This window comes from Ensifer meliloti (genome assembly GCF_030064585.1).
Lineage (GTDB): Bacteria > Pseudomonadota > Alphaproteobacteria > Rhizobiales > Rhizobiaceae > Sinorhizobium > Sinorhizobium meliloti.
This window is the reverse complement of sequence record NZ_CP120364.1, coordinates 988,795-1,014,248: the sequence shown is the minus strand read 5'-3', so window position 1 is coordinate 1,014,248 and position 25,454 is coordinate 988,795. Positions and strand designations below refer to the sequence as shown.

Genomic DNA, 25,454 nt, shown 5'->3' with positions numbered 1-25,454 from the left:
ATGGGACTGCAGGAAGGGACCCCCCGCAAGGGCCTGCCCGACATCGTGTTCGAAAGAATGCACCGAGCGATCAAGTCCGGCGCCTACAAGCCGGACGAGCGTCTGCCGACGGAGCATGAGCTGGCGACGGAGTTCGAGGTATCCCGGCCCATCGTGCGGGAGGCATTAAAGCGCCTCCGGGACCAGGGGCTCATCTATTCCCGGCGCGGCGCGGGCAGTTTCGTGAGAGCCGTGGGCCTTCGCGAGCCGCTCGGCTTCGGTCAACTGGAAAACGTCGCCGATCTCCTGAACTGCTATGAATTCCGCCTGACGCTGGAACCCGCAGCCGCAGCCGCGGCGGCGCTCCGGCACGACGAGACGAGCCTCGCATCGATCCGCCGGGCACTCGAACTGCTGCGCGACGCCACCAACCGGCAGTCCCACCGGGAAGATGCCGACTTCCAGTTCCATCTTGCGATCGCCCGTGCGGCCCAGAACAGCTACTTCTCGACCGCCATGGAGGCACTGAAGGAGCACATCGCCGTGGGCATGAAGTTCCATGGCATCTCGGTGAAGCGCGAGGCAAGCGGCCTATCCAGGGTTTTCGCCGAACACGAGGCGATCGCAGATGCCATTGCCGCCGGCAGTGCCGAAGAGGCCCGCATGCTGATGCTGAAGCACCTGACGGGGTCGCGCGACCGCCTGTTCCTCGCGTCGCAGTAGAGGCCAGGGCGGCCCGAGGAGAAGGAGAGAAATACCCCCGTCCCGCGCTGCTTGAATTAAGGCCCCTCCTCTTCTCCTCATCTTTGTGCTTGTCACAGAGATGAGAACCGCGCCGCATCTGCGGCGCGGGGAAGAGTTCTTTCAGCCCAAGGACTTGGTCTGGCTGGATCCCTGTGACGAACACAGGGATGAGCCGCGGCGGGTATCCCGAATCTCAACAGGTCTTAGAACGCCGCCCGGTAGATCTCCAGCACATCGGCCTCGCTCATGTCGACCGGATTGTTGTCCATCAGCCGCCGGATCGCATGCGCATCCGCGGCAAAGCGCGGCAGGTCGGCCGCCTTCGCGCCATTGACGGCCAGAGACATCTCTATGCCGAGGCCGGCGCAGAAATCTTTCGCGGCCGACAGCAGATCACGTTGCGAGAGACCCTGCCCGAGCCCGAGGGCATCCGCGACTTCCGCCGTCTTTGCCGCAGCGGACGGCTGGTTGAAGGCGAGCACATGCGGAAAGATGATCGCATTGGCGAGACCGTGCGGCAGATGCAAGAGCGTGCCGAGCGGATAGGAGATGGCGTGCCCGGCCGCGGTGTTGACGGGGCCGAGGCATATGCCGCCGTAATAGGAAGCCAGCATCATGCCCTCGCGCGCCTCGGTATCTTCGCCGTCGCGCACGGCACGGGCGAGATATTTGCCGACGAGGTTGAACCCCATGCGGGCGAAGCCGTCGATCATCGTATGGGCTTTGCGGTTGGTGAAGGCCTCGACGCAATGGGCCATGGCATCCACGCCGGTCGCCGCGGTGACCGCAGGCGGCACGCTGTAGGTGAGTTCCGGATCGAGCACGGCGAGGTCGGCGATCATGTGCGGGCTTTCGACCGCGATCTTGCTGCCCTTGCCCGGGTCGGTGATCAGCGAACGGATCCCGGCCTCAGAACCCGTGCCGGCGGTCGTCGCGACCTGCGCAAGGCGCGTGTTGCGGCCGGCCACGCGATTGGGTCCGGCGACATCGGCGAGCGATTGCCCGGAGTCCCAGAGTACCGCGACCAGCTTGGCTACATCCATCACCGAGCCGCCGCCAAGACCGACGATCAGATCCGGGCGAGCGTTCCGCGCGGCTTCAAGCGCCGCCTCGAGCGTCGTGATATCCGGTTCGCCGGGGATGGCGTCGAATAAGGTGACCTTGCCCGAGAGCTTCAGGCTGTCGGCAAAGCCGGACGTGACCGGCGTCGCAATGACCAGGGTGGAGCCGGTCTGACCGGCCCACGCGCCGACTTCGCCGCGGCTTCCGGCGCCGACGACGAGCCGGCGCGGCTGATGGATCGTAATCATGACGCTGCCTTTCTGCTTGCCTGACCGGCCACGAGCTTGCGCGCATAGGCGATCGCGGAATTCAGGTTGCCGTGATTGGCGATACCCTTTCCGGCAATATCGAAGGCAGTCCCGTGATCGACGGAGGTGCGGTCGATCGGAAGATCTACGGATACGTTGACCGCCGTATCGAAGGCGACCAGCTTGATCGGGATATGACCCTGGTCGTGATATTGCGCGACGACCAGATCGAAGCCTCCCGAATAGGCGCGATGGAACACGGTATCGGCAGAGATCGGCCCCTGCACGTCGATGCCTTCTTCACGCGCGGCCGCCACCGCAGGCCCGATCTGATCATCGTCTTCCGTGCCGAACAGGCCGTTCTCGCCGCAATGCGGGTTGATGCCGGCGACCGCGATGCGCGGGTGCTCGTAGCCGATGCGCTTCAGGTGCGCGTTGCCGGCGCGGATCGTGGCAAGGACCCGCTCGGTGGTGGCGCGGCCGATCGCCTCCTTGAGCGACACATGGGTCGAGACGTGAATGACCTTGAGGCGCTCGGAGGCAAGCAGCATATAGGCGGCGCTCGATCCGGTCAGGCTGCGCAGCATGCCGGTATGGCCGTCGTAATGGTGGCCTGCCATATTGAGTGCTTCCTTGTTGATCGGCGCCGTGACGATGCAGCCGATGTTGCCGGCCTCGGCATCGCGTACCGCGCGCTCGATGAACCGGAAGGCTGCGTCGCCTGCCACTGCCGAAAGGCTACCCCAGGGGAGCGGCGCGCCCTCGACCGTAAGGTCGACGACATAGGGCTGAAGATCGACCGAGAGACCAAGCGCCTCCCTTGCAGCCTCGAGCGTCGCGAGGTTGCCGTAGATACGGGTCGCCTCCCGGTCAGCAGCCGACATCTCAGCAAGCGATCGGACCGTGATCTCCGGTCCGACGCCACAGGGATCGCCCATGGTGATGCCGATAATCTTGCTCATCAGTTTCTCCCCTCGTCGGCCCACCCGGGCGGCAGACGGACATATTTGATTGCCCGCCGATGGTAGGTGTAGGCGACGTGCAGGCTGCCGTCGTCCCCTTCCAGGAGCCACGGATAAGACATCTCCTTGTTGTGTCCATCGGTCGAATTGTTGGAAAGGCAGGTCCCCGGTCCGTCCTCGATCGCGGTACGATCGGGGAAGGTCCGGCCGTCGTCGGCCGACAGGCAGACGCTCACCGGCGCCCGCGGCACGCCCCAGATCGGCACGCAGCCGCCTGAAGGATCGGCATCGGGCCGGCCGTCGTCGTCTCCGAGCTCGTCGTAAAGCGATGCGCGCCGGTCGGCCGAAAGGGCCGCATTCACCGGATTGCAGATCATCGCCAGCCGGCCGTCCCTGAGCCTGACGACCGCGATGGAGGAATTGTTGTTCGGCACGTCGGTCGGCGCCGGCAGGCTCCACGTCCGCCCGCCGTCTACGCTCTCGACGCGATAGACCTGGTCCGCTTGGCGGCGGCGGAAGAAAGCGGCGTAGCCGGTGTCGCCGACGCGCACCGGGCTCATGTGCACGCAACCGATCGAGCCGTTGAGATCGGCGAGCTGCCAGCTTCGGCCGCCATCGATCGAGACGCCGACGGCCGCATTGTCGTGGCTGCCGTTCCACTTCTGGCCGGGGCGCTGGATGCAGCGAAAGATCGGCAGAAGCCAGGCCCCGTCATCTCTGATGACCAGCGGCGCGCGGATAAAGCAGCCGCGCGGCAGGTCGAGATAGCGCCCCTCGGAAGCGGCAAGCCTCGTCGGATCAGCGGCATCCCTCTCGATTGCGGCCATACGGATGCGGCATTCGTCCTGGTTGCCCGAAGGCTGCGACGTGTGGAAAAGCCAGAGCCGCCCGTCGGGCGCCGTGAACAGCACCGGGTTCTGCTCTGAGTGCTCGGCATCGAAGCTCAGCCGCTGCGGCTCGCCCCATTGCGCGGCGCCTGGCGCGAGCACCGACGCGAAGATCGAAATGTCGGATTTTCCCTCGAGCGTCCCACCGAACCAGGCACAGACGAGACTTCCGTCCTCGAGCCTGTGCAGAAAGGCTGCGTGGTTCTGCACCATGGGCGAGGGCAGGAGCGATTCCAATCGCCCTCCCCCGGTCTCCCGGAGCTTGCCGGTCATTGCGTTTGCGATTTCGTCAGGCGTCATGAAAGCCTCCTCATGCATTGGACAATCGCGGAATTTCGAAAGTTGTCAAGTTTTCTATTTGTCTGCAGCGCGTTCAAGCCCGGGCGTATGTGCTACCAACATATTGTTTTTGCTACTTAGTTTCGAGATCAAAATTTTTCATCCCGGAATATCGGCGAAAACAATTTGACAAACTTGCTGAGAAATCGGATGGTCTGGACAATTCGGCGGCAGAAGGGCGCTTAGCGGCGAGGAGGCTGATTGCCGCTAATACCTGCATGGAGAGAGGCGCACGAAGGTCGCCGCGCCACACACGAGATCCTAGAGGGAGGAGAATGCAAATGAAAAGAACACTGATTATGGGAGCCCTCATGCTGGGCTCCGCGCTCGCCCCGGCCTTCGCGGCATCCGGGCCGGTCAAGATCGTTCTGCCGGAGGAGGCGGACCTGCTTGAACCCTGCATGGCCACGCGCTCGAATATCGGCCGCATCATCATGCAAAACGTCAGCGAGACTCTGACCGAGCTCGACGTTCGCGAGGGCAAGGGCCTGATGCCTCGTCTGGCGGAAAGCTGGGAGCAGAAGGAGGATGGCAGCTGGCGCTTCAATCTGCGCAAGGGCGTGAAGTTCTCCGACGGCACGGACTTCAACGCCAAGGACGTCAAGTACAGCTTCGACCGCGTGATGAGCGACAAGAATGCCTGCGAGTCGCGCCGCTATTTCGGCGGCATGAACATCAAGATCGACGTCGTCGACGACACGACCGTAGATTTCACGGTCGATCCGGTCCAGCCGATCCTGCCGCTGCTCCTGTCGTTGCTGACGATCGTGCCGGAAGAGACGCCGATGGAATTCGTGCGCGAGCCCGTCGGCACCGGCCCCTACAAGCTGACCGACTGGACGCCCGGACAGCAGATCGTGCTTTCCGCCCGGGACGACTACTGGGGCGAAAAGCCCGAGGTCACCGAGGCCACCTATCTGTTCCGCGCCGATCCTGCGGTCCGCGCCGCGATGGTCCAGACGGGTGAAGCCGACCTTTCCCCGTCGATCTCGCAGACCGAGGCGACCAACCCGGCCACCGACTTCTCTTATCTCGACAGCGAAACCGTCTATCTGCGCATCGACCACAATATCGAGCCGTTGAACGACGTCCGCATCCGTCGCGCTCTGAACCTTGCGATCGACCGCGAAGCCTTCCTCGGTACGCTGGTGCCTGACAGTGCCGTCCTCGCCACCGCGATCGTTCCGCCGCCGACGCTCGGCTGGAACCCCGACGTGAAGGTCTTCCCCTACGATCCCGAGCAGGCCAAGAAGCTCATCGAGGAGGCCAAGGCCGATGGCGTCAAGGTAGACACGCCGATCACCATCATCGCGCGCACGGCGAACTTTCCGAACGTGACCGAGATCATGGAGGCCATCCAGGCGCAGTTGCAGGAGGTCGGGCTCAAGGTCGAGCTCAAATTCGTAGAAGTCGCCGAGCACGAAGTCTATTATTCGAAGCCTTTCAAGGAAGGGCGCGGTCCCCAGCTGGTTGCGGCGATGCACGACAACTCGAAGGGTGACCCCTCCTTCTCGATGTTCTTCAAATACGACTCCGAAGGCACGCAGTCGGGCTTCTCCGATCCGAAGGTCGACGACCTGATCGCCCGTGCCTCGGCAGCCGTCGGCGACGAACGCGCCAAGCTCTGGTCCGAGGTCATCGCCTATGTCCATGACGAGGTGGTGGCAGACGTGCTGCTGTTCCACATGGTCGGTTTCTCGCGGGTGTCCGAGCGATTGGACTTCAAGCCCACGATGGCGACGAATTCCATGCTGCAGCTCTCCGAGATCAAGATCAAATGATCTGAACCGCGGACGAGCGGCCATTCGAAATGAAGACCTTCCGGCGGCGGGACCCCCGCCGCCTCATGCAAAATCGAGGGCTGCCATGCTCAGATTCATCCGCCAACGTGCGCTCGCAAGCCTGATCTCGCTCATCGGCCTGATCGTCATGGTATTCTTCCTGTCCCGGATGACCGGCGACCCGGCGGCCCTGTTTCTGCCCGTCGAAGCCTCCGCCGAGATGAAGGAGCAGTTCCGCGAGCTGCACGGACTGAACGATCCGATCCTCGTCCAGTTCGCGCGCTATGTGGGCGATGTCGTCACCGGCGACCTCGGCGAATCCCTGCGCAAGGCCCGCCCTGCGCTCGATGTCGTCCTCGAAGCCTTCACCTGGACACTCTGGCTTGCCGTCATCACGATGACGCTCGTCACGGGAGCGGCGATCGTCGTCGGCTCGCTGGGCGCCTTCCGCTCCGGCGGCTTCTTCGACCGGCTGTCCTCGATGGTCTCGCTCATCGGTGCGTCCGTCCCGGATTTCTGGCTGGCGATCGTCGCCATCGTCATCTTCTCGATCAACTTCGCGATCCTGCCGACATCCGGCACCGGATCGGTCGTGCACTGGATCCTGCCGATCGCGGTTCTCTTCGTCCGCCCCTTCGGCATCATCGTCCAGGTGGTTCGCGGTTCCATGGTCAGCGCGCTTTCCTCAGCCTATGTGAAGACCGCGCGGGCCAAGGGCGTGAAGTCCGGGCCGATCATCTTCATCCACGCACTGCGCAATGCGATGCTGCCCGTCATCACCGTGGTCGGCGACCAGGCGGCGAGCCTGCTGAACGGTGCGGTCGTGGTCGAGACTATCTTCGGCTTTCCCGGCGTCGGCAAGCTCATGATCGATTCCATCCTGCAGCGCGATTTCAACGTGGTGCTGGCGGCGATCCTCGTCACGGCCATTGCGATCTTCCTCATGAATGTGCTGATCGACCTCGCCTATGCGCTGCTCGATCCGCGCATCCGGCATTGAGGAGACAACCGACCATGACCCTGGCATCCACCGACAATGTCATCATCGCAGAGCCGTCCTTCCCGGTCCGCATGATGCGCATGCTGCTGGCGGACAAGTTCGCGCTTTGCGCGGCGATCTTCCTTCTCGTCATTCTCACCATAGCCATCATCGGCCCGCCCTGGCTGGGCGACCTCGCCACGAAGCAGAACCTGCGCGGCCGCAACCTGCCGCCATTCGACTGGACCCGCACCTGGGTCTGGTGGATGGGGGCCGACGCGCTCGGCCGTCCGCTCTTCGCCCGCATCATCGTGGCCGCTCAGAACACCCTGATGGTCGCCGCCGGCGCCGTGATCCTCTCCTCGGTGATCGGCACCGTTCTCGGCCTCATCGCCGGCTTTTCCTCGCCACGCATGAGCCAGATCATCATGCGTCTCGCCGACGTGATCATGTCCTTCCCGTCTCTGCTGATCGCGGTGATCGTACTCTATGTGCTCGGCTCCTCGATCCTCAACCTCATGCTGGTGCTCGCCATCACCCGCATTCCGGTCTATCTGCGCACCACGCGCGCCGAAGTGCTCGAGATCCGCGAACGCATGTTCGTGCAGGCTGCCCGGGTCATGGGCGCCTCCAGCAAGCGCATCCTCTTCCGGCACATCCTGCCGGTCGTGCTGCCGACGCTGACGACGCTCGCCACGCTCGATTTCGCCTATGTCATGCTGGCGGAGAGCGCGCTGTCCTTCCTCGGCATCGGCATCCAGCCGCCGGAAATCACCTGGGGCCTGATGATCTCGCAGGGCCGGCAATATCTCACCAATGCCTGGTGGCTCTCCTTCTGGCCCGGCCTTGCCATCATTCTCACCACCATGTCGCTCAACCTGCTGTCGAACTGGATGCGGATCGCGCTCGATCCGGTACAGCGCTGGCGTCTCGAAATGAAGGGCGGCAAAAATGGCTGAACATCTGCTCGAGGTCCGTAACCTCTCCGTCGAATTCCACACCGCGGCCGGCGTGGTCCATGCGGTGAAGTCGATCTCCTATCACCTTGACAAAGGCGAAACGCTGGCGATCCTCGGCGAAAGCGGTTCCGGCAAGTCCGTCTCCTCCTCGGCGATCATGAACCTCATCGACATGCCGCCGGGCCGCATCAGCGCCGGCGAAATCCTGCTCGACGGCAGGGACCTGCTGACGATGCCTGCCGAGGAACGGCGCGAGGTCAACGGCCGCCGGGTCGCCATGATCTTTCAGGATCCGCTCAGCCATCTCAATCCGGTCTACAGCGTCGGCTGGCAGATCTCCGAAGCCATGACAACTCACGGGCTCGCCGGCAGCAAGGCGCGCGAAGAGGCGCTGCGGCTCCTTCGCCGCGTCGGAATCCCCGAGCCCGAGCGGGCAATGCGCAAATATCCGCACGAATTCTCCGGCGGTCAGCGCCAGCGCGTCATGATCGCCATGGCGCTGGCGCTCCGGCCGGACCTCCTGATCGCCGACGAACCGACCACCGCGCTCGACGTGACCGTGCAGGCCGAAGTGCTGAAGCTTCTGAAGGAGCTGCAGCGCGAAACGGGCATGGCGGTGCTGATCATCACCCACGATCTCGGCGTCGTCTCCGAGATCGCCGACCGGGTCGTCGTGATGGAAAAGGGCGCCATCGTCGAAGCGGGAACCGTGCGCGAGATCTACAAGAACCCGCAGCATCCCTATACGCAGAAGCTCATCGCCGCCGCCCCGGGCAAGGGCGCGATGCACGAACCCGGCGCGCGCGCCGAACCCCTGCTCAGCGTGCGCGACGTGCGCAAGACCTACGGCTCCTTCGAAGCGCTGAAGGGCATCTCCTTCGATCTGATGCCCGGCGAGACCATGGCTGTCGTCGGAGAGAGCGGCTCCGGCAAATCGACGCTTGCCCGGGCCCTTTTGCGTCTCGACGAGCCGGATGGCGGCACGGCGCTCTGGAAGGGCCGCGACCTGTTCACGCTGTCGCCGGCAGAGCTCTACAAGCTCAGGCGCGACCTCCAGATGGTGTTCCAGGACCCGACCCAGTCGCTCAACCCGCGCATGACGGTCTACCAGCTGATCTCCGAGGCATGGGTCATCCATCCGGACATCCTGCCCAAGGCAAAGTGGCGTGAACGCGTCGCGGAGCTCCTGGTGCAGGTCGGTCTTTCGGCCGAGCACATGAGCCGCTATCCGCACCAGTTTTCAGGCGGCCAGCGGCAGCGCATCGCCATTGCCCGGGCGCTTGCGCTCGAGCCGCAGCTGATCATCTGCGACGAGGCCGTTTCCGCGCTCGACGTCTCCGTCCAGGCGCAGGTGATCGAGCTTCTCGACAGGCTGCGCCGCGAGATGGGGATCGCCTTCATCTTCATCGCCCATGACCTGCCGGTCGTTCGCGATTTCGCCGATTACGTCATGGTCATGCAGCAGGGAGAGGTCGTCGAGCTCGGCACCGTCCGCGAGGTCTTCGATACGCCGCGGCAGGCCTATACCCGCGCCCTTCTCGCGGCCAGCCTCAGTCCCGATCCGGATGCAAAGGCCGGCCACCTCGCATCGGTGCCGGCCGAGGTTGCCGACACTCTTATCCCAAAGCGGAGTCGCTGATGTCCAAGAAAGCCTTCGTCGCCCTCGTCACCTGCTTCAACGAGGACGAAACCATCAATTACGAGGCGACCCGCGCCCAGGTACGCCGGCAGGTCGCCGCCGGCAACAATATCATGTGCGCCGGCACCAATGGCGACTTCACCGCGCTCACGCACGAGGAGAAGATCCGCCTCACCGAGGAAGTGGTCGACGAGGTCGGCGGCCGCGTCGATGTCATCGTCAATGCCGGCATGCCCGCGACTTTCGAGACGCTGCAGCTTGCGCGCGCCTTCGACCGCATCGGCGTCAGCGGCATCGCCGTCATCACCCCCTTCTTCATCGCCTGTACGCAGGACGGCCTGATCCGGCACTTCTCGACGGTCGCCGATGCCGTGGAGACCCCCGTCTATCTCTATGACATTCCCTCCCGCACCCAGAACCATATCGAGCCGGAGACGGCGTTGAAGCTTTCCGCGCACGGCAATATCGCCGGGATCAAGGATTCCGGCGGTGCGCAGGATACGCTCGAGGCCTATCTGCAGGTAGCGCGCGACGTGCCGGGCTTCGAAGTCTATTCCGGCCCCGACCATCTGGTTCTCTGGTCGCTGCAGAACGGTGCGGCCGGCTGCATTTCCGGCCTCGGCAATGCCATGCCGGAGGTGCTCGCCGGCATTCTCAGCGCGTTCAACAGCGGGAACATTGCGGAGGCGGAACGCCAGCAGGCAATCTACACCGCCTTCCGCACCGAGCTTTACGCCCTCGGCTTCCCGCCGGCCCTCGTCAAGCGCTCGCTCTACCTGCAGGATCCCTCCGTCGGCGCCTCCCGCCAGCCGGCACTGCTTCCGAGCGAGGAGCAGGACGCAAAAATCCGGGAAATTCTGGTGCGGCACCGGCTGCTGTGAGAGCGGTTCCCCACCCCATTCATCTCGAAAGGTCTCGTTTACCGGACCGGTACAGGACCCACCCGGCAATCAGCATCAAGGCTCCCCAGAGAAGAAAGCCTGTGTCCCAGTAGACCCACTGATCGCGCGGCACGGTCTCGTTGACATGATGCAGGCCGAGAATCTGGTGGTTGACGGTGCCCTCGATCAGGTTGAAGCCGCCAAACCCGATGAGGAAGGTACCGGCAATAAGCTTTGCCGACCAAAGCAGGGGTCTCCGCCGCCCCCTGCGCCACAGAACGATCAGGCCCAGCACGACGAAAACGTATGTGCCCATATGGAAGAGGCCGTCAAAGAACGTATTCAGTCTCAGGTTTTCCAGGCTGTCCGGTGGAAAGCCTGCGCTGCTCAGCATGTGATGCCACTGCAGCACCTGATGCAGAACGATGCCGTCGAAGAAGCCCCCGAGACCGAGGCCGAGGAGGATTCCGGCTGCAGCGGGAAACTCTGCGTTTTCTTTTGCGGTGTCGTCCAATGCCTGTACTCCGCTGAGCAACCGCTCACAGAATGAATTCTTTCGAATTATTTATTAATTGATCAGTTTGATGAAATGTACTTTTCATTCCCTCTAAGCTGTCTTAATATTCTCCACGTCAGTAGAAGCGGTCAGCCGCGTTAGTATCTCACGATACAACATCCGGTCGGGAATTGCTGACATGCGATCGCGCAGACCGCAGCCCGACGGATCTTTCTGACCTCGCCTTCAGCAAAGTTGACGTCGAACTCCGGGGCGCTTCGCTCATGGACAATCCGTGAATTGGATTGACGGCAACTCTGGAGAGACTGATGATTATCGACATTAGCTGCTACCCGACCAAGATTGTGGATCTGGCCTGGCGGCACGATGGCGAGCCTTTTACAGGTGAGCGCCTCCTCAAGATGATGGACGGCCCTTATTATGTGAACGGGAAGCCGCGCCGCATCGACAAAGCTTTCATCCAGCCCCCGCAGGGCAACACCATTTACACCGACGGTTACGGCGATCTCACCGGCAAGGCGGCGATCCGGGACTACATGTCCTACACCGTCGAGCTCGTTCAGAAATATCCGGACCGCTTCCTCGGCTGCTTCGTCTACAATCCCCGCTACGGCACGCAGAACGGCGCCGAAGAAATCGAGCACCACGCCAAGGAATACGGCTTCAAGATGGTGCAGCTTCAGGCGAACATGCATGCCTACCGTCCCGACCGGGCGCTCGACTGGCTGCGGCCCGCGATGCGGAAATGCGCCGACCTCGGCCTCATCGTGAAGGTGCATACCGGCGACGGACCGTACAGCATCCCGACCGAATTCTATCCGATCATCCGAGAGTTTCCGTCGGTCAATTTCGTCCTCGGCCATTTCGGCGTGCAGACGGGCGGCGTCTATGTCTTCGAGCCGTTCCAGATGGCGATGGATGCGCCGAACATCTATGTCGAATCCGGCTGGTGCCTGCAGTCGCGCATCGTCGAATTCGCCAAGGAACTGCCCAAGCACAAGATCCTGTTCGGCACCGACACGCCCCCGAACGAGCCGGGTATGTGGCTGCGCCTTCTCGAGGTGCTGTGCCACGAGCCGCCCCAGGGGCTGAACCTCGACGAGGATACGCTCGAGGACTACCTCGGCAACAACATCGCCCGGATGATCGGTCTCGATCCGACGCCGCCGCCACGCAGCGTGGAGGAGGCGCAGGCGCGCCTCAACGGCACCCATGCCAGCCTTCAGCCGGCATGAGCCTTCCGCACGCGCGTTTCATGAAATCGGAGAAATAGCATGATCATCGATACCCACCTCCACCCGACCAATCTGGTCGACGAGGCATGGCGCCACACCGGCACGCCCTTCAACGGCGAGCGCATGCTGAAGCTGATGGACGGACCCTATATGATCAACGGCAAGCCTCGCCGGATCGACATGGGCTTCATCCAGCCGCCGCCCGGCAATACAGGCTATCGCGACGGCAACCGCATGGGCCGCGAAGGCATCCGCGATTACATGGCGTATATCGCCGAACTTTGCCAGAAATACCCGGACCGCTTCATCGGCAACTTCAACTACAATCCCCGCTGGGGGCCGGAAAACGGCGCGGCCGAGCTCGAATTCCATGTCAAGGAATACGGCTTCAAGATGCTGAAGCTGCATGCCAACATGCATGGTTACCGGCCCGACCGGGCCCTCGACTGGCTGCGCCCGGCGATGAAGAAGTGTGCGGAACTGGGAGTGGTCGTGCTCATCCACACTGGTGATGGGCCCTACACCATTCCGACGATGTTCTATCCGATCATTCGCGAGTTCCCGATGGTCAATTTCATTATCGGGCATTTCGGGATCCAGACCGGGGGCAACTACTCGTTCGAGTCCTTCTGGATGGCGATGGACACACCCAACGTCTACTGCGAGTCCGGTTGGTGCTTCCAATCCCGCATCGTCGAATTCGCGAAAGAGCTGCCGAAACACAAGATCGTCTTCGGTACGGACTCGCCGCCGAACGAGCCCGGCATGTGGCTGCGAGAGCTCGAGGTTCTCTGCCACGAACCGCCCCACGGCCTCGGCCTTTCCGAAGACGATCTCGAGGGCTATCTCGGCAACAACATCGCCAAGCTCGTCGGCATCGACCCGACCCCTCCGCCACGCAATCTCGAGGAAGCTCAGGCGCGCCTGACCGATACCTATGCGGGTCTGAGACGTGAGGAGCGCCAGCCTACTCCCGCCTGATCGGCCCTGGCCGATCCAAAAGTCAGAGCGGGATTCGGGCGGAACATCGCCCGCATTTTCCTCATCCCGCTCCAGGGCAGCGGCTCCCTCCAAGGCCGCTGCCCGCTCATGTGAAGTAAACGACACCGCGAAGGGCAGTATTATGGAGTTCGGCAGCCAGGACGTCCGCTACTTTCTCCGGGAATACCAGAAGGCGTATCCCGAAGACGTACTCACCATCGAAGACCGTATCACGGACGATCAGGACGCGTCGGCGTTCATCTGGAAGCTCAACCAGCAAGGCCGGGCGCCGCTCCTGCATTTCCGCAACGTCGAAGGCGTCGGCGGCGAAGTGATTGCCAACACCTTCGGATCGCGCGAGCGGATCGCCCGGATGTTCGGGACCTCCCAGGACCGGCTGCACGAAGCCTATCAGGCACGCTCGCGGCAAGCCCTGCCGCCGCGGCTGGTCGACGGCGGACCGGTCACCGAATGCGTGGAGGAGCACGACATCGACCTCGGCACCCTGCCGATGCTGAAGCACTTCGCGACCGACAGGGCGAAATACATCACCAGCGGCATAATCATCGCCGAGCATCCCGAAACCGGCGCCGGCAATCTCAGCTATCACCGCGCGATGATCCATTCGAAGAACGAGCTGGCGACGAGCCTGCATTCGCGCGGACATCTGTGGCGGCTGCTCAACATGGCCAAGGACCGCGGCGAGAAACTGAAGGTCGCCATGGTCATCGGCGCACATCCCCTCTTCATGATCGCAGCCTCGGCGCGCCTGGCGTTCGGTGAAGACGAGCGCGACGTCGCCGGCGGCCTCATCGGCGAGCCGCTCAAGGTGGTACGGACGCCGAAATACGGCATCCGGGTTCCGGCCTATGCCGAAATCGTCCTGGAAGGGGTGATCGAGCCCGAAGCGCAGGTTGCCGAGGGGCCCTTCGGAGAGTTCACCGGCTACTCGTCCGACCGGTCGACGAACAATCTGTTTCGCGTCGAGACCTTCCTGCGCCGCAAGGACGCAATCCTGGTCAGCGTTGCCGGCGGCAACTCGTCCGAACACCTCAATCTCGGCCGTGTTCCGCGTGAGGCGGAGATGGTGGAAAAGCTGAAGCAACGCTTCCCGAGCGTGACGGCGGTGCACTATCCGGCATCCGGCACGCATTTTCATGCCTATGTCGCCCTCAACCAGACGAGGCCCGGCGAGGCCCGCCAGATCATGCTCGGGCTGCTCGGCTGGGACGCCTATCTGAAGACGGTCATCGCAGTCGATGCCGATGTCGACATCACGCGGGACTCCGACGTGCTTTGGGCCATGTCCGCCCATTTCCAGCCGCACAAGGATGTCGTCATCATCGAAGGACTGCCCGGCAACGCGCTCGATCCTTCGGCATCCGGTATCGGTACGACGTCCCGTATGGGCCTCGACGCGACCCGCGGGCCTGATTTTCACGGCGTGCTCGCCAGGATCGACGAGGCCGCCTTCGACCGCGCTTCGGCGATTCTCGCGAAACTCGGCCGTCCTTGGACTGAATAGCGGCGCTTGGAGGTGAGAGCGATGAAGGCGGACCGGGAACAGAGAAAGCGGATCATCGTCGGCATCAGCGGCGCCTCCGGCGTGATATACGGCATCCGGCTCCTGGAGATCCTGCGGGATCTGGACATCGAGACGCATCTGGTGATGAGCCGTGCCGCCCAGATCACGCTGGCGATGGAAACGGACTTCAAGGTCGCCGACGTCGAAGCCCTCGCCGCCTGCGTCCATTCCAACAAGGACATCGGCGCTTCGTGCTCCAGCGGTTCTTTCCGCACGCTCGGGATGATCGTTGCACCCTGCTCGATCAAGACCCTGTCGGAAATCGCGACCGGCGTAACCTCCGGCTTACTGTCCCGGGCGGCGGATGTAACACTGAAGGAACGCCGCCGGCTGGTTCTCATGCTGCGCGAGACGCCATTGCATATCGGCCATATTCGTTCGATGGCCCAGGCGACGGAGGCGGGGGCGATCATCTGTCCCCCCGTCCCGGCCTTCTATGCCCGTCCGCAGACGCTCGACGAGATGGTCAATCACACCGTAGCCCGCGTCCTCGATCTGTTCGATATCGATACAGGGCTCGCACATCGATGGAGCGGGCGGCGCGCTGCCGTCCCTGACACTCGACGTGAAGATGTCGAGGTGAAGATGAGGTGAGGAATACCGCCCGTTCATCGGCCGGAGGAGGGTCGGGGTTCGGCGGAAGGCTCTTGGAAAAACAATGGGAGGAGCGAAATGAATACGGACTCGAAGTGCGATGCTATCGAAGCAATGTTTCCCGCGCCGAAACTGGCGGCGCTCGGCCTGCAGCATGTCCTGGTGATGTATGCCGGTGCCATCGCGGTTCCCCTGATCATCGGCAGCGCGCTGAATCTCTCCAAGGATCAGATCGCCATGCTGATCAGCGCGGATCTTTTCTGCTGCGGTATCGTCACCCTCATCCAGTGTCTCGGCATCTGGAACGTCGGCGCGCGCCTGCCGATCATGATGGGCATCGGCTTTACTGCGGTTCCCCCGATCATCGCCACGGGCACGGATCCGGACCTCGGAATGCCCGGCGTTCTTGGTGCGGTGATCGCATCCGGCGTGTTCACACTTCTGGCCGCCCCCTATTTCAGCCGCTGGGTTCGCTTCTTCCCCGCGGTGGTGACCGGAACGGTGATGCTGGTCATCGGCTTGTCGCTGATGCGGGTCGGAGTAAACTGGGCGGCGGGCGGACAGCCCATGATAAAAGGGCCCGACGGGCTCATTCCCAATCCGGCCTACGGTGAGCCCTTCGCTCTCGCGGTCGCTGCGATCGTGCTGGTCTCCATTCTCCTGATGACCCGCTTTCTCAAGGGATTTCTCGCAAACCTCGCCGTTCTGTTCGGCATAGGGATCGGATTTGCGATCGCTGTCGCTTTCGGAAAGGTAGATTTCCAGGGGGTCGCCGATGCGAGCTGGGTCACGGTGGTGACGCCGTTCGCCTTCGGCATGCCGATATTCGACCTGTGGGCGACGGTTGCGCTCTGCACGGTCATGATCGTCATGATGATCGAAGCGACCGGTCAGATCCTGGCCGTCGGCGACATGGCAGGCCGCACGATCAGCGAGGCCGACCTGGCGCGCGGACTGCGCACGGATGGCCTCGGGAACATTATCGGCGGAATCTTCAACACCTTCACATACACCACATATGCCCAGAATGTGGGCCTGCTCCAGATCACCGGTGTGATGAGCCGCTGGGCGGTTGCCGCGGGCGGCGTGGTGCTGATCCTTCTGGGCTGCCTGCCGAAGATCGCATTCATTACCGCGTCGATACCGAGCTATGTCGTCGGGGGCGCCGCGATCGTGATGTTCGGCATGGTCTCGGCGACGGGCGTCAAGATCCTCGCCCGCGTCAACTTCGTGGACAACCGCCGCAACCTCTACATCGTCGCCGTCAGCGTCGGCCTCGCGATGATCCCGGTGGTCGCGGACAAGATCTTCGCCCAGCTGCCGGAGTTCATCGACCGGTTCTTCCACAGCGGCGTTCTCGTCGGAACCTTCTCGGCGGTGCTGCTCAACCTGCTCTTCAACGGCGTTCCTCCGCGCGAGGAGGTGCAGCCGGATTTGCTCGGTGAGGGCGCCATGCGGCATCCCGGCTAGGCGCAGCCGGAAGTGAATGCACAACATGCACCGCCCCCGGCCAGGCCGGGGGCGGTGCGGTTTTATGCAAGGTCCATCAAAGGCGGGTGGCGACACCCCCCTCTGCCCGGCAAGGCAAAGGGGGTGCTCCTCGCCTTTTTCGATCCGGCTGCGTCCACTGGGATTCGCTAATCCCGCTCAAACACGACAAATCCGCCGAAACCTCCCAGCCTCGGCGGGTTCTCGTCATTCCCCCGGATCAATTGTCCGTATCGCCCGCCGAGGCGAGGCAACGCTCCAGTCCTCTTTCCAGCGCCGCCCGGTCGAGGTTGCGACCGATGAAGACCAGCTTCGTATAAGGCATGTCCTTCCCCCAGACATGGTCCGGACGGAAGTCCATCAGCTTGTGCACCGCCTGGAGCACGAAGAAACGAGGATCGCCGGCAATCGCTATGATGCCTTTGGTTCGGAAGATGTCGTCGCCTTCCTCCCGAAGCAGGCCCGAGAGGTAGTCCGTCAGGCGGCCCTGGTCGAAAGGCCGGTCGAAGACGAAGGATTCCGAGCTGACCGTCGCGTCATGCAGGTGATGGTGATGGTGGTGATGATCGTGGTGGTGATGATGATCGAGGTCGAGCAGCTTGGCCCGTTCGGCCACGTAGGACGGCGCGAAGCCGGAAATGCCGAGAATGCTCGACAGATCCACCCTGCCGTAGCTCGAGCGCACGATTTCGGCCGTCTGGTTGAGCTTGCGCATGCCGCGCTCGAGCGGAGCGATCTCTACTTCCGACACGAGGTCGATCTTGTTGATGATGATGCGGTCGGCGGCGACGATCTGGTCGACAGCCTGGTTGTCGCGCCCATCGAGCACGGGATCGTCAATATGCTGGCCGATGTGCTTGGCATCGACCAGCGTCACGATGCCGTCCAACGTTACGTGCTTGCCGATTTCGTCATCGATGAAGAAAGCCGTCGCGACGGGGGTCGGATCGGCAAGCCCGCTGGTCTCGACAAGGATGTGGTCGAACTTGTCCTTTCGGGCAAGCAGCTTCTGCAGAACCTCGATCAGGTCGTTGCGCACATCGACGAAGCAGCAGATGCAGCCGTTCTTCATCTGGTAGATTTCTTCCTCGGAGGCGAGCACGAGATCCGAGTCCACATCCACCTCGCCGAACTCGTTCTCGATCACCGCGATGCGGTGACCGTGCCGTTCCGTCAATATGTGGTTGAGAAGCGTTGTCTTTCCGGCGCCGAGGAAGCCGGTCAGGATGGTCACGGGAATTTTGCTGTCCTGAAGATGGTTGGTCTGCATCACTGCCTCGTTTCGTTGGCTTTGGACTTGAGAGCGTTCAACACCTGCTCGGGCGTTATCGGGTAGTGGTGGAAGCGGACGCCGATGGCGTCGTAGATGGCGTTGGCGATGGCGGGCCCGATCGCGATGATCGGATCCTCGCCGACGCCCTTGGCACCGTAGGGACCGCCGGGATCCGGCGCCGTCTCGAGGATGATGGTGCGGATGGACGGCATGTCCATCGACAGGGGCATCTTGTAATCGACGAAGCTCGGATTGAGGGAACGGCCATCGGTAAGGTCGATGACGTAATCCTCGCTGAGGGTGTGGCCGATGCCCTGCTGAATGCCGCCCTCGATCTGTCCGGCCGCGGCGATCGGATGGATGACCCTGCCGATCTCATGTACCGGAACGACCTCGAGAACGGCGACCTCGCCGGTCTCGGTGTCCACGTCGACTTCGGCGAAATGGGCGGCGAAGGAGTAGGACTTCGTCGGCATGTAGGTGCCTACGCCGACCAGTTGCACCGCCGGCATCCCCCGTTGCGGCCCGACGGCCTCGGAAAGCCGGATGCTGCGGTTGGAGCCGTTGGTAACGACCACGAAACCGTCCCGGATCGCGAGATTCTCGGGCTCGGCCTTGAGCATGGGCGCGGCGTGTTCGAGCACTTGTCTGCGCACGTCGGCGGCCGCGAGCTGAGCCGCCCGTCCGCCGAGATAGGTCGTGTGGCTGGCGAAGGCACCTATATCCCAGGGGACGATATCGGTGTCCCCTTGAACGACCGAGACGGCTTCGAAGGGCACGCCGAGTTCCTCGGCGACGATCTGCGAAAGGGCTGTATGCGCGCCGGTGCCGAGGCCGGCGGTGCCGGTGATCAGTGTCACCGTTCCGTCCTCGTTCATCTTCACGATTGCGTTGCCCTGTTCCTTGATGCCCGGATAGGCACTGGATCCGTGCATTTCGCAGCCGATCCCGATCCCGCGGCGCTTGACGGTTTCCGGCTTCTCCCGCCTGCGCAATTCGTGCCAGTTCGTCTCCTCCATGACGCGGCGGATGCAATCCCCGAGGCCGTGTCCGACGATCGGATGCCCGGAGGGTGCGATGTCGCCCTCGCGCACCGCGTTCATCAACTTGAACTCGGCCGGGTCGAAGCCGAGCTTCTCGGCCGCCTCGTCCATCATGAGGTCGAGCGCATAGTAGGTCTGAACCACACCATAGCCGCGAAAGGCGCCGGCGATCGGCGAATTGGTATAGATGCAGCGGCCTTCCAGCCGGACATTCTCGCAACGGTAGAGCGAGGTCAGCGCTGCGGTGCCGACATTGGTGACGCCTGGACCGTGCGAGCCGTAGGCGCCGGAGTTGAAGGTGACCCTGGCTTCGCGTGCGACGATCCGGCCGTCTTTGGTGAAGCCCTGCTTCAGCCATATCTTGCCGGGGTGTCGCGAGCGGCCGCCGAGGAACGTTTCCTTGCGGCTGAACTCCATCTTGACCGGACGCCCCGTCTGTCGCGCGAGCAGGGCGCAGAGGAACTCGTTCTGAAACAGATCCTGCTTCGCGCCGAAGCCGCCGCCCATGTGATCGACGATAACGCGTACCTTGTTCAGCGGCACGCCGAGCACTTCGGCAAGCGTGCCGCGGACCATGAATGCGCTCTGGGTCGAGGTCCACATGGTGAGCTTGCCGTTGCCGTCCCACTGGCTGACACAGACATTGGGCTCCATATAGGCCGGTGTCGGGCGGCCGAGATCGTATTCGCGCTCGAGGATCAGATCCGCTTCGGCGAAACCCCTGTCGACGTCGCCGCGGGTGACGAAGACCGGCGGCAACACCTGGTTCCGGTCGACACCATTCTCATGGATCGGCGGAGCGCCGGGCACCGATGCGGCTTCGATGGTGAAGAGGCCGGGCAAGGGCTCGTACTCGACCTCGATGAGCGCGACCGCGCGCTCAGCGATTTCCTCGCTGACGGCAGCGACTGCGGCGACGCCCTCGCCCCAATATCGCACCCTGTCATCCAGGATGTACTGATCCTTGGTAACGGATGCCGAGCGCGGATGCGGTGAGCCCGCATGCAAAACGCGCGGCACGTCCTCGTGCGTCAGCACCGCCTTGACGCCCTTGAGCGCCAGCGCCTTGCTCGTGTCGATGCTCCTGATGCGCGCATGCGCGATGTTGCTGCGCTTCATCTTGGCGTGGAGCATGCCGGGCAAGGCGACGTCGCCTGCATATCTGGCCGTCCCCGTGACCTTCTCCAGAGTATCGGAACGCTTGACGCTCTTGCCCACGACGGTGAAGTCCCGGTCGGACAGGTCTCTGTCGATCCTTTCATATGTGTTCATAGCGTCCCCGCCTTTCTCAGTTCCTCGGCCGTGGCCCGAACAGCGTCGATGATCTTGGTGTAGCCGGTGCAGCGGCAGATATTGCCGGCCAGAGCGAAGCGGATTTCGTCCTCGCTCGGGTCCGGGTTTTCGTCGAGCAGCGCCTTGGCCATCATGATGATGCCCGGCGTGCAGAAGCCGCACTGCGCACCGCCGTGCTCCATGAATTTCTGTTGCAGGAGGTGCGGCTGGTCATAGGCCGGCTGCAGGCCTTCGATGGTCTCGATTGTCGCACCTTCGGCCTCGATGGCGAGCACCAGACAGGCATTGACCGGCCTTCCGTCCATGATGACCGTGCAGGCACCGCAGTCGCCGACGTCGCAGCCTTTCTTGGTTCCGGTGAGACTGCCTTCGTTGCGTAGCGCATCGAGCAGCGTGCGGTTGGGAACGACCGCGAGTTCACGGGTCTCGCCATTGACCGTCATCGAGACGAGCCGGTTCATTGGGCACCTCCCATGGCGTAACCGATTGCCCGGCGCGTCAGCACGCCGACCATGTCGCGGCGGTAGGCCGCACTTGCCCGCACATTGCCGATGGGAGTGGCTTCTTGCATTGCGCTTTCCGCAGCTTCGGCCAGCAGTGCCGCGTCGATCCTGCGTCCCCTGATAAGGTCCTCGGTCCTGCGGGCGCGGATCACGGTCGGCGCCACGGCGCCGAGCGCGATGCGGATGTCCGAACATTGTCCGGCGACATGCTCGATGCTGACGGCAACGCCGACGGTCGCGAGTTCCATCGCCTTGCGGCGGCCGTGCTTGATGTAGGCGCGGCCGCTCGTCGGGCGGGGCGCCGGCAGGGATATGCCGGTTACGATATCTCCGGGCGAAAGAACCGTCCGGCCGGGACCGGTGAAGAAGTCCTCGAGCAGAATCGTCCGCTCGGTGCCTCCATTATAGACGGACAGGCTGGCGCCGTCGGCGATCAGGGGCGGGATCGTGTCGGCCGAGGGGGAGGCGCGACAGATGTTGCCGACAATGGTTGCCCGGTTGCGCACCTGTACCGAGCCGAGGAGGCTTACCGCCTTGGCGAGGTTCGGATAGTTGCCGATGACGTGCGGCGAGGTCTCTATCTCCCGGACCGTCACCAGCGCGCCAAAGCGAAGCCCGGCGGCCGGATCATACGTAAAATCCCTCAGGTTCGGGATCTTCTTGATGTTGACGAGATGAAGGACGCTGCGAAGCTCCTCCTTCATCTCGACGAGCAGATCGGTGCCGCCCGCGATGATGCTGGCATCCTTGCCGAGCCGCCTCAGCAGATCGCTGGCCTCCGCCAGGCTCGCCGGCTCGTAATATTCGAACGGTTTCATGCATTCCTCCTCCCAAAAACAGCGGTACGCCGCCGCGTTCCGCACTTGATTCAATCGATACCGGCGTCACCATCCTCCCGTTGTGCGCTTTCGCCGGACGCGGCGTTGGCCTGAACGGAGCGAAACGCCTGCATGGCCGCGGCGCGATCGGCCACCAGTTCACGTTCCAAGGCCCGAAGGTGCTCCATATTGAGGCGGGCGGCCCTTTCGCCGTCTCCGCTCGCTATCGCTTCGACGATCTCGGAATGCGCGTGATTGCCGCAGAATCGCGGCTCGGTATCCGGCCTCGACCAGGAGAGCAGCGGCTGGCGGTTGATGAGATCGCGTATCACCCCCGTCAGCACGTCGTTGCCGGCCATTTCCGCCAGAAGCAGATGGAACCGCCGGGACAGATGCCGGGCTTCTTCCATGCGGCCCTCTTCATAGGCGTTGCGTTCGTCCTCCACGAACGACCGCAGGCGCGCACGCTCCGTCTCGCCGATCGTGCCGGCGAGCTTCTCGACCGTCGCTGTCTCGATCACGATGCGCGCGTCGAATATCTGCCGCGCTTCGTCGGGCGAACACATGGCGATGGACGCTCCCTTGTTGGGGCTGAGTTCCACCAGCCCCGCATGCGCCAGCCGCATGAGCCCGTTGCGTATGGCAGACCTGCTGGCGCCGGAGGCGATCGCCAGCTCGCGCTCGATCAGTCTGGCGCCGGGGGCCACCCGATGATGCATTATCGCCTCGACGATGACCTGGACGACACGTTGCTCGGCCTCCGGCCCGCTCATCGCGGCCCCGGCAGGGGGACCGTATCTAGCACTCCTGAGAAAGGGCGACGCGGCCATCCGAAACACTCCAGATTAGATTGTCAACAATCTATACTTGGGTGACTGGATGTCAACGTTATGTATTATCGCGCGATTTCAACGCGTTAATGTATGGATTAATAGTGTTTTATTCGCGAAACGCACGCTTTCCTCGTGGCTTCTGGCGAACCACCATACACAAATTTGCTAAAATTAAATCACTTCCGGAATTTCTGCAGATCGCTTCCCCGCAGAAACACCTGATTTGTAGTCTATAATACATTTTTCCTGGCAGGTGCCAACGCGTATGAATGGTAATATATTATGTTGTTTCTATTGATGTCGCGCTCTACACTGACGGATTCGGCGCCGTGGGAACATTCATGAGAAAACCGAAACAATATATATCTATTATGAAATTGCCTCAATAATCGCCGCTTCTTAGTCTCCATCCAGCTGGAATGGCCCAGACTGAACGGGTCAGACGGAATGGAATGGAGTCACTCGATGCATACGGTTCTCGGAACCCGTCATGGCGGCGCCCGCAGTGCACTTCTCCTGCGTGGCTGCCGGATTGCCGGCGAAGCCGCGGCAGGCGATGAACGCGATATCCTCGTCGGGGAAGACGGGCGCATCGCCAGCATCGGCCATCGCCTGGAAGTGGGCCCGGATGTGATCGGCGTCGATCTCCGCGGCGCGCTCGTCTCGCCGGGCTTCGTCGACGTCCACCAGCATCTGGACAAGACAGGCGTCCTCAAATTCACGCCCAATCCCTCGGGAACCTTGCAGGGAGCGCGGGAGGCATTCGCCAGATATGCCCGCCAGGCGCCGGAAGACGACGTGACGCGACGTGCGGCGCGGACCATGGAACGCTGCCTTGCCCGCGGCACCACGGCGATCCGCAGCCACATCAATGTCGACAAGGATGCCGGCTTCAACGGCATCAACGCCTTGGCCCGGCTGAGATCCGAATGGGCGGACCGGCTGACGCTGCAGCTCGTCGCTTTCATGACGCCGCATCCCAATCAGGATATCGAATGGCTGGAGAAGAACATCGATGCCGCGGTCGAACAGGCCGACGCGGTCGGGGGCACCCCGGCGGTCGCCGAGGACCCGATGCGGTATCTCGACATCCTCTTCGCCGCGGCCGAGCGGCATGGCCGACCCATCGATCTGCATCTCGACGAACACCTGAACCCCGAACGGCCGCTTTTCGACGCCGTGTTCGAGCGGGTCCGGAGATTTGGCCTGCAGGGGCGCACCGTCCTCGGGCACGCATCCGTCCTGAGCGCGCTGCCGAGGAAGGAATTCGAGCGCATACGCGACCAGATGATCGATCTCGACATCGCGGTCGTGACACTGCCTGCGGCCAATCTCTACCTGCAGGGCCGCAGCCACGACATGTTGCCGCCCCGCGGTCTGACGCGCGTCGCCGAACTGATCCGCGCGGGGGTGGCCATCGCGACCGCATCCGACAATATCCAGGACCCGTTCGTGCCGACCGGCTCGGGCGACATGCTCGAGATCGCGCGCTGGACGCTGCTTGCCGGGCATCTGCGGGGCGACGAGCTCGCCACCGCCTATGACATGATCACCGCAATACCGGCACGCATGATGAATCTGACCGACTACGGCATCCGCGAGGGCGCCTGGGCGGACCTTGTCGTCACCGATTGCGAGGATGTCAGCGCTCTCGTCGGCGGGAGTCCCGACTGCATCCAGGTGCTCGCGAAAGGCCGGCCGGTCGCAGCACCCGCATCGCCTGCAATGGAGGCCATACGCGCATTGGAAGATGTCCCCTGAACGGCAGCAAGCCGTCGGACGGGCATGATGAGGAGAGGAAGGGAGGAGCATCATGATGATTACCAGAAGAGGCTGTTTGGGGTCGGCGGTCGCAATGGCCGCGCTCATTGCCGCGGGGCCGGCTTTCGCCGAGGGCGCACCGTTCAAGATGGGACTGCTGGTTCCCGGCAGTGTTTCGGAAGAAGGATGGAACAGGATAGGCTTCAACGCACTCAAGGGCGTGGAGGCGGAGCTTGGTGCCGAGGTCAGCTATGTCGAGCTGCAGCAGAACCCGGCATCCTTCGAGAAAGCCTTCCGTGACTTCGCCAGCCAGGGCTACAACGTCATTCTCGGGCACGGCTTCGAGTTTCAGGATGCCGCTCTCGAGGTCGCGCCGGAATATCCCGATACGGTCTTTCTCATTTCCTCGAGCTATATATTCGAGGGAAATGTCATCGGCCTCAACACGGATACGAGCCAGCCCTTCTACCTGATGGGCGTGATCGCGGCCAAGACGGGCAAGAAGGCGGGTCTCGTCGGAGGGATGGAGATCCCGCCGATCAAGGAGGCCTTCGAGGGCTTCACCAACGGTGTGCGAAGCGTCGCGCCGGACTTCCCCGTCAGCGAGGTCTATATCGGCAACTTCACCGATGCGACCGCGACCAAGGAGGCGAGCCTCAGCCTGATCTCGCAAGGGGCCGACTTCGTGCTGCCGAATGCTTCAGGGGCGACGGTGGGCGGTTTCCAGGCCGCCGCGGAATCCGGTGCCGACGTCAAGACCTTCAGCATCTTCAGCGACTACACCTCGGTCGCTCCCAAGAACATCCTCGGGCTTTACGTCGCCGACTATGCCCGGGGCGTCATCCGCATCGTCGGAGACATCAGGAACGGCAAAAAGCCGACGACCAATGTCGAGTTCGGCCTGAAAGATGCCGACGTCATGAAGTTCACCTACAATGATCAGGCTGCAAATCCGGTGACGGAGGACGTGCGCAAATACGTCGATGAGGTGAAGGGCAAGATCGCCGCCGGAGAAATCAAGACCCGGCAGAAATAACGCCCGCAGGCGCGAGAAGGATGGGGCACTGCCC

The 25,454-nt window shown here is 62.9% G+C and carries 22 protein-coding genes; 13 read left to right on the top strand and 9 right to left on the bottom strand.

The features are described 5' to 3' along the window. The gene (locus PZL22_RS04610) at positions 1 to 702 is read left to right on the top strand and encodes a FadR/GntR family transcriptional regulator (RefSeq protein ID WP_003532059.1); all 702 of its coding nucleotides are present in this window, start codon (positions 1 to 3) and stop codon (positions 700 to 702) included. Positions 703 to 926: 224 nt separating this feature from the next. On the opposite strand, the gene PZL22_RS04605 is transcribed toward PZL22_RS04610, so the two are convergent. The 3 genes from PZL22_RS04605 to PZL22_RS04595 are packed head-to-tail and all read right to left on the bottom strand — an operon-like array spanning position 927 to position 4,182. Beyond that, positions 927 to 2,033: an iron-containing alcohol dehydrogenase family protein gene (locus PZL22_RS04605; protein WP_003532058.1), complete on the bottom strand. Its 1,107-nt coding sequence runs from the start codon at positions 2,031 to 2,033 to the stop codon at positions 927 to 929. Next, complete coding sequence (gene pdxA, locus PZL22_RS04600; protein ID WP_003532057.1) at positions 2,030 to 2,995, bottom strand: 4-hydroxythreonine-4-phosphate dehydrogenase PdxA; 966 nt, start codon at positions 2,993 to 2,995, stop codon at positions 2,030 to 2,032. The genes PZL22_RS04605 and pdxA overlap by 4 nt, the downstream gene beginning before the upstream one ends. After that, positions 2,995 to 4,182 (bottom strand): sialidase family protein, encoded by a 1,188-nt coding sequence (locus tag PZL22_RS04595; protein ID WP_284718190.1) that lies wholly within the window; start codon positions 4,180 to 4,182, stop codon positions 2,995 to 2,997. The genes pdxA and PZL22_RS04595 overlap by 1 nt, the downstream gene beginning before the upstream one ends. Before the next feature lie 320 nt (positions 4,183 to 4,502). Here PZL22_RS04595 and PZL22_RS04590 point away from each other — a divergent pair, with 320 nt between their 5' ends. The 5 genes from PZL22_RS04590 to PZL22_RS04570 all read left to right on the top strand — a co-directional run bounded on the left by PZL22_RS04590 (position 4,503) and on the right by PZL22_RS04570 (position 10,460). Further along, positions 4,503 to 6,002, top strand: a complete 1,500-nt coding sequence (locus tag PZL22_RS04590) for an ABC transporter substrate-binding protein (RefSeq protein ID WP_013850154.1) — start codon at positions 4,503 to 4,505, stop codon at positions 6,000 to 6,002. Between the two features lie 85 nt (positions 6,003 to 6,087). Next, positions 6,088 to 7,002: an ABC transporter permease gene (locus tag PZL22_RS04585; RefSeq protein ID WP_003532054.1), complete on the top strand. Its 915-nt coding sequence runs from the start codon at positions 6,088 to 6,090 to the stop codon at positions 7,000 to 7,002. A 14-nt stretch (positions 7,003 to 7,016) separates the two neighbouring features. Further along, a complete protein-coding gene (locus PZL22_RS04580; RefSeq protein WP_003532053.1) occupies positions 7,017 to 7,940 on the top strand; it encodes an ABC transporter permease in 924 nt (307 codons plus the stop codon). After that, positions 7,933 to 9,579 carry an ABC transporter ATP-binding protein gene (locus PZL22_RS04575; protein ID WP_284718189.1) on the top strand — a complete coding sequence of 549 codons (1,647 nt, stop codon included), beginning with the start codon at positions 7,933 to 7,935 and terminating at the stop codon, positions 9,577 to 9,579. Before PZL22_RS04580 ends, PZL22_RS04575 begins: the two co-directional genes overlap by 8 nt. Beyond that, entirely contained in the window at positions 9,579 to 10,460 is an 882-nt protein-coding gene (locus PZL22_RS04570; protein ID WP_003532051.1) for a dihydrodipicolinate synthase family protein, read from the top strand. The genes PZL22_RS04575 and PZL22_RS04570 overlap by 1 nt, the downstream gene beginning before the upstream one ends. 19 nt (positions 10,461 to 10,479) lie before the next feature. Here PZL22_RS04570 and PZL22_RS04565 read toward each other — a convergent pair whose 3' ends face one another. Continuing rightward, the gene (locus PZL22_RS04565) at positions 10,480 to 10,974 is read right to left on the bottom strand and encodes a DUF2243 domain-containing protein (RefSeq protein WP_014530829.1); all 495 of its coding nucleotides are present in this window, start codon (positions 10,972 to 10,974) and stop codon (positions 10,480 to 10,482) included. 311 nt (positions 10,975 to 11,285) lie between these two features. Here PZL22_RS04565 and PZL22_RS04560 point away from each other — a divergent pair, with 311 nt between their 5' ends. From PZL22_RS04560 to PZL22_RS04540, 5 genes are all read left to right on the top strand, one after another. Further along, entirely contained in the window at positions 11,286 to 12,212 is a 927-nt protein-coding gene (locus tag PZL22_RS04560) for an amidohydrolase family protein (protein WP_003532049.1), read from the top strand. Between the two features lie 39 nt (positions 12,213 to 12,251). Then, the gene (locus PZL22_RS04555; protein WP_003532048.1) at positions 12,252 to 13,193 is read left to right on the top strand and encodes an amidohydrolase family protein; all 942 of its coding nucleotides are present in this window, start codon (positions 12,252 to 12,254) and stop codon (positions 13,191 to 13,193) included. Between the two features lie 142 nt (positions 13,194 to 13,335). After that, on the top strand, positions 13,336 to 14,718 hold the full coding sequence (locus tag PZL22_RS04550) for a UbiD family decarboxylase (RefSeq protein ID WP_127613921.1): 1,383 nt from the start codon (positions 13,336 to 13,338) through the stop codon (positions 14,716 to 14,718). Positions 14,719 to 14,739: 21 nt separating this feature from the next. Then, positions 14,740 to 15,372 (top strand): UbiX family flavin prenyltransferase, encoded by a 633-nt coding sequence (locus PZL22_RS04545; protein WP_003532046.1) that lies wholly within the window; start codon positions 14,740 to 14,742, stop codon positions 15,370 to 15,372. Between the two features lie 78 nt (positions 15,373 to 15,450). Next, a complete protein-coding gene (locus PZL22_RS04540; protein ID WP_003532045.1) occupies positions 15,451 to 16,842 on the top strand; it encodes a nucleobase:cation symporter-2 family protein in 1,392 nt (463 codons plus the stop codon). Positions 16,843 to 17,080: 238 nt separating this feature from the next. Here the strand turns inward: PZL22_RS04540 and PZL22_RS04535 are convergent, their stop codons facing one another. From PZL22_RS04535 to PZL22_RS04515, 5 genes are read right to left on the bottom strand one after another with little or no spacing between them, the layout of a single operon-like run. Then, positions 17,081 to 18,130, bottom strand: a complete 1,050-nt coding sequence (locus tag PZL22_RS04535; RefSeq protein ID WP_003532044.1) for a CobW family GTP-binding protein — start codon at positions 18,128 to 18,130, stop codon at positions 17,081 to 17,083. Next, a complete protein-coding gene (locus tag PZL22_RS04530; RefSeq protein ID WP_003532043.1) occupies positions 18,130 to 20,448 on the bottom strand; it encodes a xanthine dehydrogenase family protein molybdopterin-binding subunit in 2,319 nt (772 codons plus the stop codon). The genes PZL22_RS04535 and PZL22_RS04530 overlap by 1 nt, the downstream gene beginning before the upstream one ends. Beyond that, on the bottom strand, positions 20,445 to 20,930 hold the full coding sequence (locus PZL22_RS04525; RefSeq protein ID WP_003532041.1) for a (2Fe-2S)-binding protein: 486 nt from the start codon (positions 20,928 to 20,930) through the stop codon (positions 20,445 to 20,447). Before PZL22_RS04525 ends, PZL22_RS04530 begins: the two co-directional genes overlap by 4 nt. After that, positions 20,927 to 21,790 (bottom strand): FAD binding domain-containing protein, encoded by an 864-nt coding sequence (locus tag PZL22_RS04520; RefSeq protein WP_003532039.1) that lies wholly within the window; start codon positions 21,788 to 21,790, stop codon positions 20,927 to 20,929. Before PZL22_RS04520 ends, PZL22_RS04525 begins: the two co-directional genes overlap by 4 nt. Before the next feature lie 50 nt (positions 21,791 to 21,840). Further along, positions 21,841 to 22,620 carry a GntR family transcriptional regulator gene (locus tag PZL22_RS04515; protein ID WP_284718188.1) on the bottom strand — a complete coding sequence of 260 codons (780 nt, stop codon included), beginning with the start codon at positions 22,618 to 22,620 and terminating at the stop codon, positions 21,841 to 21,843. A gap of 468 nt (positions 22,621 to 23,088) precedes the next feature. Between PZL22_RS04515 and PZL22_RS04510 the strand changes: the two genes are divergently transcribed. Further along, positions 23,089 to 24,384 carry an amidohydrolase family protein gene (locus PZL22_RS04510; RefSeq protein ID WP_284718187.1) on the top strand — a complete coding sequence of 432 codons (1,296 nt, stop codon included), beginning with the start codon at positions 23,089 to 23,091 and terminating at the stop codon, positions 24,382 to 24,384. Positions 24,385 to 24,436: 52 nt separating this feature from the next. Then, positions 24,437 to 25,420, top strand: a complete 984-nt coding sequence (locus PZL22_RS04505; protein ID WP_017273132.1) for a BMP family protein — start codon at positions 24,437 to 24,439, stop codon at positions 25,418 to 25,420. The last annotated feature ends 34 nt before the right edge of the window (positions 25,421 to 25,454 follow it).

Excerpts from the sequence above, each read along its gene's own strand:
- PZL22_RS04610 (WP_003532059.1), top strand. The coding sequence starts at position 1 with ATGGGACTGCAGGAAGGGACCCCCCGCAAGGGCCTGCCCGACATCGTG.
- PZL22_RS04605 (WP_003532058.1), bottom strand. The coding sequence starts at position 2,033 with ATGATTACGATCCATCAGCCGCGCCGGCTCGTCGTCGGCGCCGGAAGC.
- pdxA (WP_003532057.1), bottom strand. The coding sequence starts at position 2,995 with ATGAGCAAGATTATCGGCATCACCATGGGCGATCCCTGTGGCGTCGGA.
- PZL22_RS04595 (WP_284718190.1), bottom strand. The coding sequence starts at position 4,182 with ATGACGCCTGACGAAATCGCAAACGCAATGACCGGCAAGCTCCGGGAG.
- PZL22_RS04590 (WP_013850154.1), top strand. The coding sequence starts at position 4,503 with ATGAAAAGAACACTGATTATGGGAGCCCTCATGCTGGGCTCCGCGCTC.
- PZL22_RS04585 (WP_003532054.1), top strand. The coding sequence starts at position 6,088 with ATGCTCAGATTCATCCGCCAACGTGCGCTCGCAAGCCTGATCTCGCTC.
- PZL22_RS04580 (WP_003532053.1), top strand. The coding sequence starts at position 7,017 with ATGACCCTGGCATCCACCGACAATGTCATCATCGCAGAGCCGTCCTTC.
- PZL22_RS04575 (WP_284718189.1), top strand. The coding sequence starts at position 7,933 with ATGGCTGAACATCTGCTCGAGGTCCGTAACCTCTCCGTCGAATTCCAC.
- PZL22_RS04570 (WP_003532051.1), top strand. The coding sequence starts at position 9,579 with ATGTCCAAGAAAGCCTTCGTCGCCCTCGTCACCTGCTTCAACGAGGAC.
- PZL22_RS04560 (WP_003532049.1), top strand. The coding sequence starts at position 11,286 with ATGATTATCGACATTAGCTGCTACCCGACCAAGATTGTGGATCTGGCC.
- PZL22_RS04555 (WP_003532048.1), top strand. The coding sequence starts at position 12,252 with ATGATCATCGATACCCACCTCCACCCGACCAATCTGGTCGACGAGGCA.
- PZL22_RS04550 (WP_127613921.1), top strand. The coding sequence starts at position 13,336 with ATGGAGTTCGGCAGCCAGGACGTCCGCTACTTTCTCCGGGAATACCAG.
- PZL22_RS04545 (WP_003532046.1), top strand. The coding sequence starts at position 14,740 with ATGAAGGCGGACCGGGAACAGAGAAAGCGGATCATCGTCGGCATCAGC.
- PZL22_RS04540 (WP_003532045.1), top strand. The coding sequence starts at position 15,451 with ATGAATACGGACTCGAAGTGCGATGCTATCGAAGCAATGTTTCCCGCG.
- PZL22_RS04535 (WP_003532044.1), bottom strand. The coding sequence starts at position 18,130 with ATGCAGACCAACCATCTTCAGGACAGCAAAATTCCCGTGACCATCCTG.
- PZL22_RS04530 (WP_003532043.1), bottom strand. The coding sequence starts at position 20,448 with ATGAACACATATGAAAGGATCGACAGAGACCTGTCCGACCGGGACTTC.
- PZL22_RS04525 (WP_003532041.1), bottom strand. The coding sequence starts at position 20,930 with ATGAACCGGCTCGTCTCGATGACGGTCAATGGCGAGACCCGTGAACTC.
- PZL22_RS04520 (WP_003532039.1), bottom strand. The coding sequence starts at position 21,790 with ATGAAACCGTTCGAATATTACGAGCCGGCGAGCCTGGCGGAGGCCAGC.
- PZL22_RS04515 (WP_284718188.1), bottom strand. The coding sequence starts at position 22,620 with ATGGCCGCGTCGCCCTTTCTCAGGAGTGCTAGATACGGTCCCCCTGCC.
- PZL22_RS04510 (WP_284718187.1), top strand. The coding sequence starts at position 23,089 with ATGCATACGGTTCTCGGAACCCGTCATGGCGGCGCCCGCAGTGCACTT.
- PZL22_RS04505 (WP_017273132.1), top strand. The coding sequence starts at position 24,437 with ATGATGATTACCAGAAGAGGCTGTTTGGGGTCGGCGGTCGCAATGGCC.